General features: G+C 72.0%; 8 protein-coding genes. 3 read left to right on the top strand and 5 right to left on the bottom strand.

Annotation, left to right across the window (positions count from 1 at the left end):
• Window positions 1-365: 365 nt before the first annotated feature.
• Together IMZ11_RS30250 and IMZ11_RS30255 are read left to right on the top strand one after the other, a co-directional pair.
• Complete coding sequence (locus tag IMZ11_RS30250; protein ID WP_228645829.1) at window positions 366-2,087, top strand: DEAD/DEAH box helicase; 1,722 nt, start codon at window positions 366-368, stop codon at window positions 2,085-2,087.
• Between the two features lie 160 nt (window positions 2,088-2,247).
• Window positions 2,248-3,126 (top strand): alpha/beta fold hydrolase, encoded by an 879-nt coding sequence (locus IMZ11_RS30255; protein ID WP_228645830.1) that lies wholly within the window; start codon window positions 2,248-2,250, stop codon window positions 3,124-3,126.
• Window positions 3,127-3,251: 125 nt separating this feature from the next.
• Here the strand turns inward: IMZ11_RS30255 and IMZ11_RS30260 are convergent, their stop codons facing one another.
• From IMZ11_RS30260 to IMZ11_RS30270, 3 genes are read right to left on the bottom strand one after another with little or no spacing between them, the layout of a single operon-like run.
• Entirely contained in the window at window positions 3,252-4,124 is an 873-nt protein-coding gene (locus IMZ11_RS30260) for a PD-(D/E)XK nuclease family protein (RefSeq protein WP_228645831.1), read from the bottom strand.
• A gap of 8 nt (window positions 4,125-4,132) precedes the next feature.
• Window positions 4,133-4,846, bottom strand: coding sequence for an MBL fold metallo-hydrolase (locus tag IMZ11_RS30265; protein WP_228645832.1), 714 nt, complete (start codon window positions 4,844-4,846; stop codon window positions 4,133-4,135).
• A 19-nt stretch (window positions 4,847-4,865) separates the two neighbouring features.
• On the bottom strand, window positions 4,866-5,519 hold the full coding sequence (locus IMZ11_RS30270) for a DUF6758 family protein (RefSeq protein ID WP_061259319.1): 654 nt from the start codon (window positions 5,517-5,519) through the stop codon (window positions 4,866-4,868).
• Window positions 5,520-5,603: 84 nt separating this feature from the next.
• Between IMZ11_RS30270 and IMZ11_RS30275 the strand changes: the two genes are divergently transcribed.
• Window positions 5,604-5,993, top strand: coding sequence for an NUDIX hydrolase (locus IMZ11_RS30275; RefSeq protein ID WP_228645833.1), 390 nt, complete (start codon window positions 5,604-5,606; stop codon window positions 5,991-5,993).
• On the opposite strand, the gene IMZ11_RS30280 is transcribed toward IMZ11_RS30275, so the two are convergent.
• A complete protein-coding gene (locus tag IMZ11_RS30280; protein ID WP_228645834.1) occupies window positions 5,971-8,784 on the bottom strand; it encodes a hypothetical protein in 2,814 nt (937 codons plus the stop codon). The two genes, IMZ11_RS30275 and IMZ11_RS30280, sit on opposite strands and share 23 nt — an antisense overlap.
• Before the next feature lie 124 nt (window positions 8,785-8,908).
• Window positions 8,909-9,882, bottom strand: a 974-nt coding sequence (locus tag IMZ11_RS30285) for a CPBP family intramembrane glutamic endopeptidase (RefSeq protein ID WP_228645835.1), incomplete at its 5' end; no start/stop codon positions are given.

Below are 9,882 nucleotides of genomic sequence, written 5' to 3' on the forward strand. Positions count from 1 at the left end.
ACGCGCGCCCGGAGGAAATGATCACGCGAAAACACTTGACCGAACATCGGGAACACGGAGAAAACGGTTCCATGTTGTGGTATCGAGTAGACTGGTTCGCGAAAGTGCGACCGCACTGTATTGATCTGGGCCGTCCGGCTCCAGACCCCCAGTAACTGGATGCCGCGGTCGCTGATGACGCCGAGGGCGCCACATCCGTGAGAACACGGCCTGGGAGAGTTCCGGCCGATCTGGTTCCGGTGGGCCGCCTTCGCCAACGACTGAGGCAGGTCACACTGACGACGTTCCGAGCCCTGGGAGTCATCCCAGAGATCGCCGATGCGCTCGAGACCGAGGGCATCACTTCACCGTTCCCGATCCAAGAAATGGCGCTCCCGCTGGCCCTCGCCGGGCAGGACGTCATCGGCCAGGCACGCACCGGCACCGGCAAGACCTACGCGTTCGGCGTCGCGATGCTGCAGCTCGTGGGCAAGCCGCGGAAGAACCGCAAGAAGCCGCGCGGCCTGGTCCTGGTCCCCACCCGAGAGCTCGCCCTGCAGGTCACGGAAGACCTCGTCCTCGCGGCGGGCAAGCTCGGCTCCCGAATCCTCACCGTGTACGGCGGCCGCGCCTACGAACCGCAGATCGAGGCCCTCAAGAGCGGCGTCGACGTCATCGTGGGCACCCCCGGCCGGCTCCTCGACCTGGTCAAGCAGAAGCACCTCGACCTCGGCCAGATCACCATGCTCGTCATGGACGAGGCCGACCGCATGCTCGACCTGGGCTTCCTTCCCGACATCGAGCGCATCATCAAGCTGGTCCCGGAGCAACGGCAGACCATGCTGTTCTCCGCCACGATGCCGGGCGAGATCGTCGCGCTGTCGCGGCGCTATCTGAACCGCCCGATCCACGTCCGCGCGGAGAACAACGACGCCGAGGCCGAGGCGACCCCGCAGACCACGCAGTTCGTGTACCGCACGCACCGCATGGACAAGATCGAGATCGTGGCCCGGCTGCTGCAGAGCACCACGAGCGGCCTGACCATGATCTTCTGCGAGACCAAGCGCGCCTGCGACATGGTGGCGGAGCAGCTCGACGACAAGGGCTTCGCCGTCGCGGCCGTGCACGGAGACCTCGGGCAGGGCCAGCGCGAGCAGGCCCTGCGCGCGTTCCGCAACGGAAAGATCAACGTCCTCGTCGCCACCGACGTGGCGGCCCGCGGCATCGACATCGACGACGTCACCCACGTGGTCAACTACGACTGTCCGCAGGACGAGAAGACCTACGTCCACCGCATCGGCCGGACCGGCCGCGCCGGGCGCACCGGCGTCGCCGTGACGTTCGTCGAGTGGACCGAGCTCACCCGCTGGAAGGTCATCAACAACGCGCTCAGCCTCGACTTCGCCGAGCCGGTCGAGACCTACTCCAGTTCGCCGCACGTCTACACGGACCTGGGCATCCCCGAGGGCACCAAGGGCGTGCTGCCGCACGCCAGGAGGTCCCGCGCCGGTCTGGCCGCCGAGGAGATCGAGGATCTCGGCGAGACCGGGCGTACTCGCTCTCGCGGTCGCGGCGACCGGCCCGGACGGGAGGAGCGCCGTGAGCGCCCCGCCCGTACGCCGAGGGAGCGCCGCCGCACCCGCGGTGGACGCAGCGCCGAGGCCGAGGCGGCGGTCGAGGCACGCGAGCCACAAGAGGTTCTCGAGGTCGAGCAGACCCGCGAGGCCGACCAGGTCCGCGAAATCGAGCAGACCCGCGAGGTCGACCAGGTCCGCAAGACCCGGAAGACCCGGAAGACGGCGGTCCCCGCCGCCGTCGAGGAGATCCAGCCCGCGCCCGCGCCGCAAGCCGAGCCCGAGCGCGACCTCGTGCCCGAGCGCGACCTCGTGCCCGAGCGCGATCTTGTGCCCGAGCCGCTGGCCGTACTCGAGCCCGAACCGCTGCCCCAGCCGAAGGCGCAGCCTGAGCGGATCATCCCGCCGAACCCGTTCGTCGTGGTGTTCCGATCTCCCGACCTCGCGACGGAGGACGACATTCCCGCGCCCTCCGCGGCGACGGAGCGCGCGGCCCAGCGTCGCCGCCCAGCGCGGTCACGGCGAGGCGGATAGCCACGGGAGACAGACCGGTCCCCGGCCCGCCGGCCGGGGACGGGAGACCGCCATCCGGCAGTGGGTAAACCCTCTGTAGGAGGCATGGAGTTATGGGTCACAACCGGCAAAGTGCTGTTGGCGGTGTTGCCAACAGCATCGCTGGGTATCGTGGTGCCACGTGAGTACGCCGCGATTCCTGACGCTGCCCCCGGGTGTCACCACCCAGCAGATCGAGACGCCGGCGGGCACGTTCACGGTCCTCTCGGCGGAGCCCGTCAGCGGTGTCCCCGAGCGCTGGCCCGCCCTCCTCGTCCCGGGATTCACCGGCAGCAAGGAGGACTTCATCTCGGTCCTCCAGACTCTCGCCCAGGCCGGCCGCAGGGTCGTCGCGGTCGACATCCGCGGCCAGTACGAGACGCCCGGGCCCGACGATCCCTCGGCGTACACCTGCGCGGCCCTGGGTGCCGACATCGACCTGGTCGCCCACGCCGTCGGCGGGGGCGAGCCCGTGCATCTGCTCGGACACTCCTTCGGCGGGCTGATCACCCGTGAGGCCGCCCTGGACGGCACCGCCAAGCTCGCGTCGTACACGCTGATGAGCTCGGGTCCCGCGGGGATCATCGGACCCCGCGAGAAGACGGGCCGGATCATGCTCACCGAGCTGCCGGAGTACGGCGTCGAGTACCTCTGGGCCAACCGGATGGAGCCGGAGGCGCTCAGGGCGGGGGTTCCCGACGAGATCGTGTCCTTCCTGCGCAAGCGGCTGCTCGCCCACTCCCCCGCCGGGCTGCTCGCCATGGCGAGGGAGGTGCTCGACGCCCCCGACCGCGTGGACGAACTCGCCGAGAGCGGCCTCGCCATCCTTGTCCTGTACGGCGAGCACGACGACGGCTGGCCGCCCCTCCTGCAGGCCGAGATGGCCGACCGGCTCGACGCCGAATGCGTGGTCGTGCCCGGCGCCGCCCACTCCCCGGCCGTCGAGGCTCCCGAGACGACGGCCGCGGCGCTCACCCGGTTCTGGAACGCCGCAGAGAGCGAGATCCTGCACCACTCCTGACGGGCCCCGGGAGGGGCCCCACAGGGCGTTCACCGGCCGGGGAGCACCCGACACGCCTCAGGCCGTGCACCCCAGGGCGTGCGTAGCAGGCCGTGGGGTGCACGGCCTACCTTGCCAGGCACCACCTAGTGGAGGCCGTCCCAGGGATTGCGCTCCTGTCCTGCCTGCAGGCCCTGCGGGCAGTGCCGCCGGAAGTCACACCACGAGCAGATCGGGCCGGGACTGGGCGGGAACAGCGCGTCGACCTCCGGCGGCACCGGGTCCGTGCTCGCCGTACGGGATCCGGAGGCGCCGGACCACGCGCGGTAGGCCTCGTCGGCCTCGGACGCCTCCCGCGCGATCTCCTCGGCCCGGCGCAGATGCCGATCGAGCGACTCGTCGGTGTGCTCCCACTCGGCCACCGAACCCGTCGGCAGGTGGTGCAGCTCCACCTTGCGGCAGGTGCGGTGCATCACGCGCGACGACGCGATGGCGTACAGGGCCAGGGCCAGCGAGGAGCGCGCGTCGTCGCCGTCGGGCGCCCGGCGACCGGTCTTGTAGTCGACCACGACGAGCTCGTCGCCGCGCCGGTCGAGCCGGTCGATCCGCCCGGAGACCGCGATGACGGCGGTCCGGGTGGCCACCGTGCGCTCGACGCCGACCGGCTCGTCCGCTGGATCCAGTGTCGCGACATATCCGGACACCATCTCGCGGGCGCGATCACGCCACGTCGTGGACTGCTCCTGGTCGCGGAACCCCTCGGTGATCCACCCGCTGGTGAGGAGGGTCGCCGCCGTCATCGGCGTGCGCCGCTCGTACGGCTGCCGCCACCATCCGGCCAGCGCGTTGTGGACCGAGGCCCCCACGCTGTTGTGCGCCCAGGGAGGCCCCTTCTGCGGCGCCGGCCGGTCCAGGTAGGTGAAGCGGTAGCGGCGGCGGCAGTCGAGCCACGAGTTCAGCCGTGAGGGCGTGCACGCGTACAGCCGGCGCGGCATGCCCTCGAATCCCAGCTGTTCCATGGGAGCGGCTACTCGTCGTCCAGCTTCAGCGTGATGCCGGAGGCGCCGGTGCCGTCCACGAGGGGCGACTCCCGGTGCTGCTCGTCGCCTCCCGTGAGTGAGCCGGACAGCCAGGCGTCGAACTGGGGCTCCAGATCGCCGATCGTGGACTCCTCGCCGTGGGCGGGCAGCACGCGGGTGCCGTGCGGCAGCGTGAAGAGCCGCTCGCCGATGGCGGTGAGCTGGTCGGCCAGCGCGGGGTACTCCCCGCCGAGCCGGCCCGGACCGTCGGCCTGGAGGGACTTGCCGGTGAAGACCGCGCCGAGCGCCTCGCAGTAGAGCGAGACGCCGCCCTGGGTGATGCCGGGCGTGGTGAGCACCTCGAGCTCGACGTCGGCGACGGCGAACAGGCCCTCGTCCTCCATCTCGATGTCGGGCCAGGTCTCCTCCCAGGTCTGGCGCCACAGGCGCTTGTCCTTGGGATGCAGGGCGATGACGGCCTCGTCCCTGGCGGCCACCTCGATCGCGGCGCCGACGTGGTCGGGTAGCCCGTGGGTGCAGATGACGGCGAGGACCTCGCGCTCGCCCACCTTTTCGAGGATCTTGTCGGCGTCCCGCGCCGGGTCGACGACGATGACCTCCTCATCGTCACCCACGATCCACGTGTTGTTCTCAACCTTGTGCTCGGCGTCGTCGATCTCGACCACGCCGGAGGTCACCACTCGTTCGATACGCGCTGTCACGTCTCAGAACCCTACTAGCTCATGCCTCTCGTGGCTCGTCGTCGAGGCGAGGGGAGAATGCGCCGTACGGGAGGTCGAGTTCCTGGTCGTTGTCACGCAGGTCGCGCAGGGAGAGCTGGGCGAGCGGGATGAAGCACCCTACTTCGGCCGGCCAGGCGATCATCCACAACCAGTTGCCGAGGGCTTCCCCCACGTACACGGCGCGATCGGGCGGCACCCCCTTGAGGAGGCACCACAGCGCGCCGGGATGCCCGCGTACCTCGATCTTCGCGTGCGGCGGGCCGGCGTCGAACTCACCTCCCGGGTCGGGCCCGTCAAGCCCGGCATAGGCCGCGCCGAGGCCCACACCGGGCTCCTCGGCGACGATCAGCAGGTCGGCGGGGCCGTGCGTGACCGAAGGGCCGGAGAGGGCGACCACGCTGGCCCGGCCGCCGGTGCGGTCGTCTCCCACCTCGGCGAACCCGGTGACGAGCCAGCCCGTGGGCAGCGGCCACGGCAACCACACGGGGACCAGTGACGCCTGCCTGAGCGCGTCGAGCGCGGCCCGTGAGGGCCGATGGGGCGGCTGGAGCGGGAGCACGTCGCCGTGCAAGTCGCAGCGCCAGGAGCTGTTCCAGACGCTCGGCTCATGCAGCGGCCCGAAGCACCGCGGACAGGAAGGCGCGGCTCTCACAACTACCCACGGTGCTTCCGTGAACCACTGGCGTCAAGGACCTCTCGGTTATCCGGTCGTAATGTTCTGTATGTGGTCAGATGCGTGGGAGCGATCGTCCTGGACCCGGCCGGACGGATACTGCTGGTCCGCAGGGGCCATCCGCCCGGTGAGGGCCTGTGGTCCCTCCCCGGCGGCAGGGTCGAGCCCGGCGAGACCGACGCCGAGGCGCTGCGGCGCGAACTGCGCGAGGAGACCGGCCTCGACGGCACGGTGAGCTCCCTGGCCGGAACCGTACTGCGTCCCGGGCCGGCGGGTGTGACCTACGAGATCCACGACTATCTGGTGGCCACCTCGGACGGCCGCCTGTCGCCCGGCGACGACGCCGCCGACGCCCGGTGGTGCGATCTCGCCGAGCTGGTACGGCTGCCGCTGACCGACGGCCTGGTGGAGGCCCTCGTCTCCTGGAAGGTCATCGGTCCTCCGATGACGTGAGCGTGCTCCGCCAGATCGTGAGGTGGTCCTCCGTGTAGGTCGCCGACCGGCCGGTGGCGACGACCCGGTTCCCCGAGACCGCGACCGAGCCGAGCCACTGCGCCCCGGCACCGCCGAGGCCGTCCCCGGTGAGCGTGTGGCGGGTCCAGTCCAGGCCGTCGCCGGAGATCCAGACCGTGCTGTCCCCCTCGCCGGCCGGGCCGTGCGCCCCCACCGCGACCACTCCCTGGTCCGCCGCCGCCAGGTCGAGCACCGCGGCCGCCTCCTCCACCGGCAGCCACGCGTACTCCCAGTGGGACCCGTCGTCCGACGAGACCGCGGCGAAGGGACGGCCGCCGTCGGCGACGCCGACCGCGATCACCTCGTTCCCCCGCGCCACGACGTGGCGCAGCCCCGCGGAGCGGGTGTCGTCGGGCAGCACCCGGCCTCTGGCCGTCCACTCGACCCCGTCCGAGGACACCCACACGACGCCCGTCTCCCGGTCGGCGGTGCCGGAGCCTCCGACGGCCATGAACCCGGACGACGTGGCCGTGACGTCCGTGATCCGCACACCCGCGCCCCCTGTCGGCATGGCGCCCTGGGCCGCCCGCGTGAACCGCTTGAGATCGGAGCTGAACCACAGGGCGGGAAGCACTCCCGTCGCGCCGCGGTCCTCGCCCGCGACGACGTACCCCTTGGGCCCGGCCCCGACCGCGTTCGGCGCCAGGAGGAAGTGGCCCGCCGGCACGTCGACGGCCGGGCCGGGCTTCCAGGTTCTGCCGTCGGCCGAGGTGACCAGCAGGGGCCGGGTGACCGCCGGGTCGGAGGTGGTGGTGCCGACGGCCAGCCATCCCTTCCGCCCGTGGGCGACCGCGCTCAGCGCCTGGCGTCCCGAACCGCCGAGCAGATCGGGGTAGGTGAGGCTCTTCCAGTTGGCGCCGTTGTTGCCGCTGGTCCAGATGCCGGCGTCGCCGCCACCGGAGCCGACGGCGACGAACAGGCCGCCCGCCGCCGCGAGGTTGGTCGTCTCCCTGGCCGGCCGGGTCAGCCCCGCGATCTCCCCGGGGGGTACGGCCTTCGCCTGCTTGCCCTTCCTCGCCGTCATGAGCACGGGCAGGTTCTCCACGTCTCCGGGCCCGCGCTTGTCCCCGCCCGCGACGAGCACGCCCTCGTCGGTGATGGTGAGCCCGCGCAGCGTCCCGGGGATCTCGCCGAGGTCGGCGCTCTTGGTCCACTTGCGCCCGTCGGCGCTGGTGTAGAGGGCGTACCGCTCCCAGGCCGACTCCGTCACCGCCGCGATCCCCGCCGCGGACGAGGCCAGGCCCCGCACGCCCGCGCCTTCGGGGCCGAGCTTCCCGATGGTGCCGCACTGCTCCCATTTGGCGCCGTCGCCCGAGCAGAAGACCCGTACCTCGCCCGCCGCCGACCGCTGCCGCGTCGGGACCAGCACGAAGCCCTTGCCCGTGGCCGCCAGGGCTCCCGGCTCCGGCCGTACGTCCGCGAGGGCGACGGCCGTACGGAGCCAGGACCTGCCTCCGTCGGCCGAGCGGAGCACCACCGAGGTGGAGTCGCCCTCGCCGGGGTCGGCCAGGGCGACCACCTGGTCGCCGCGCGCGGCCACGGCGCGCATGCCGCGCACCTTGTCGGGCGTACCGATCTGGCCGGTGTCCACGCGGGTCCATCCCCGCCCGTCGGGCGACACCCAGGCCACCGGGCCGGCCGTACCGTCCCGGAGGGTCGCGGTGCCCACGGCCACGAAGCCGAGGGCGGTCCTGGCCAGGTCGGTGATCCGATCCTGGCTCCAGAACGCGGTCAACCGGCCGGGATCCACCGCGGTCCAGGTCTTGCCGTCGGAGGAGACCCACATGCCGCGCGCCGCCGGTCCCGCGGACCCGGGCGCGTCCGTACCCGCGGCGAGCCAGTGCCCGCCGCCGCCCACGACCCGGCCCACCGCTCCGCCGACGGTGTCGTAACCGGCCGGGCCGACGACCCGGCCCAGCTCCCACTTCCCGCCGCCGTCCGTGGAGACGAGGAAGAGTGGTCGCGGCACCGGGCCGCTGATGTCGCTGCCCACCGCCACGACCGTGGAGTTCGCCGACGTGACCGCGTTGAGCACCTGGCTGGAGCCGTTGCCGGGCAGGCCGGGGGCCGGGAACGCCGTGTCCCCTGACTGGCCGTCGCCCGACGCGAGAAGCAGGCCGCCCGCCGACGGTCCCGACACCCATCGGGCGACGCCGAACGCGGCCGCGAGCAGCAGGGCGAACGCCAGGACCGGTGCGACGTACCTGCGGACGCGGAACGGGCGCTTGGGCTCGCTCCGCCGCCGGTGGTGGTGGTGCCGACCGCCGCCGGCGCGGGGTGGGCCGGTGGCCACGAGCACGTCAGGACGGGCCGGGCGCCCTCCGGGCGGGGCGCCGATCCTCCGCACCGGCTCGGGCTGCGCCGGCTGCTCTGGGTGTGGCTGTTGCTCTGGATGTGGCTGTTGCTCCGGGTGTGGCTGTTGCTCCTGTCCGGTGTGTCCTGCCTCCCGATCCCGTACGGGCTCGGCCGGTTCCCGGGGGGTGGCACGGCCGGAGGCGACGAGCTTGTCCGGCCGGTCGACCAGGCGCCGGGGCCTGGCGGGCGTGTCGGGCTCGTCGGAGTACGGACGCCGCCCGGTGCGGCGCGGCGGTGGCGTCTCGTCGGGTACGGGGGCGCCGAACGGAGGCAGCGCCCATGGCGAGGAGCCCTGTGGAGAGCCCTCAGGGATGGGCGGGATCGCCGGTGGCGTCGCCGGGTGTTCCTCATCGCGTGAAGGGGGGTCCGAATTCACGCTCCGTGCCTCCACTAGAACGGCGAAGCGGACGCGAGCATGTTGATACCCGGTCTCCGGCTGGCGATCACCTCTAAAGACCAACACAGCGAACGCCGCGCTGACCATACCTCTCTAGTGAGATTTATCGGGACAGAGTCTGAATTGATCGTCTTTGGGCGATTATCACGACGGCGACGGTGAAAACGGCGAACTGCACGACCGTGCCGACGATCGACTGCCAGGGCACCGAGCCCTGCTGCAGCGCGTTCTGGAGGCCGCCCGCGGCGGCGGTCATGCCGAAGGCGAACACGTTGTTGACGGAGTGCAACGCGATGGGCGCCTCCAGGCCCCCGGTGCGGATCGCCAGCCACCCCATGAGCACACCGAACCCGAAGACGTAGGCGATGCCCCAGTCGGTGTAGCCGTGCAGCGAGGCGAAGGCGACCGCGCCGATGACGATGCCGGGCACCGGGTTGCGCAGGTAGGCCCCGAACGCCTGGAGGATCCAGCCGCGGAACACGTACTCCTCGGCCGCCGCCTGGAACGGCACCAGCACCAGGATGACGATCAATGGAGCCAGGAAGCGGTCCCAGCCCACCCACATGAACCCGGTCGACACACCGGTCGCGAGGAACGTCAGCTGCTGCGCGAGCTCACCGAGGATCACGGCGACCAGCGCGATGGGGACGCACGACAACAACCAGCGCCAGCGCAGCCGCCCGGCGACCGACGAGAGCGTGCCCGGCCTCCGCCGCTGCACCGCCCAGGCCGCCCCGGCCACCAGGGGGATCGCCAGGGCGATCAGGCCGAGATTGAACCCGAGCGTCAGCAGCGGGTCCGCGAAGATCTGGGTGCCCTGCAGCACCATCGGAACGCCCGCCAGGATCGACACCAGCCAGGCGGCGATCCCGGCCACCACCGACACCACGAGGTATCCGGCGACGATGGCGAGCGTCCCGACGATCGGCCGCCACCAGCGATGCAGTGCCGTACGGGCGAGCCGGTCGTAGCGGGTGCCCGGCGACGGACCGATGGCCCAGGGAGCCGGGGGCGGCGGAGGTGCCCACTGGTACGGCGCGGCCGGATAGTGCTGCCCCGGACCCCACTGCCCCGGAC

Origin of the sequence: Microtetraspora sp. AC03309 (genome assembly GCF_020826795.1) — a bacterium.
GTDB classification, from domain to species: Bacteria; Actinomycetota; Actinomycetes; order Streptosporangiales; family Streptosporangiaceae; genus Microtetraspora; species Microtetraspora glauca.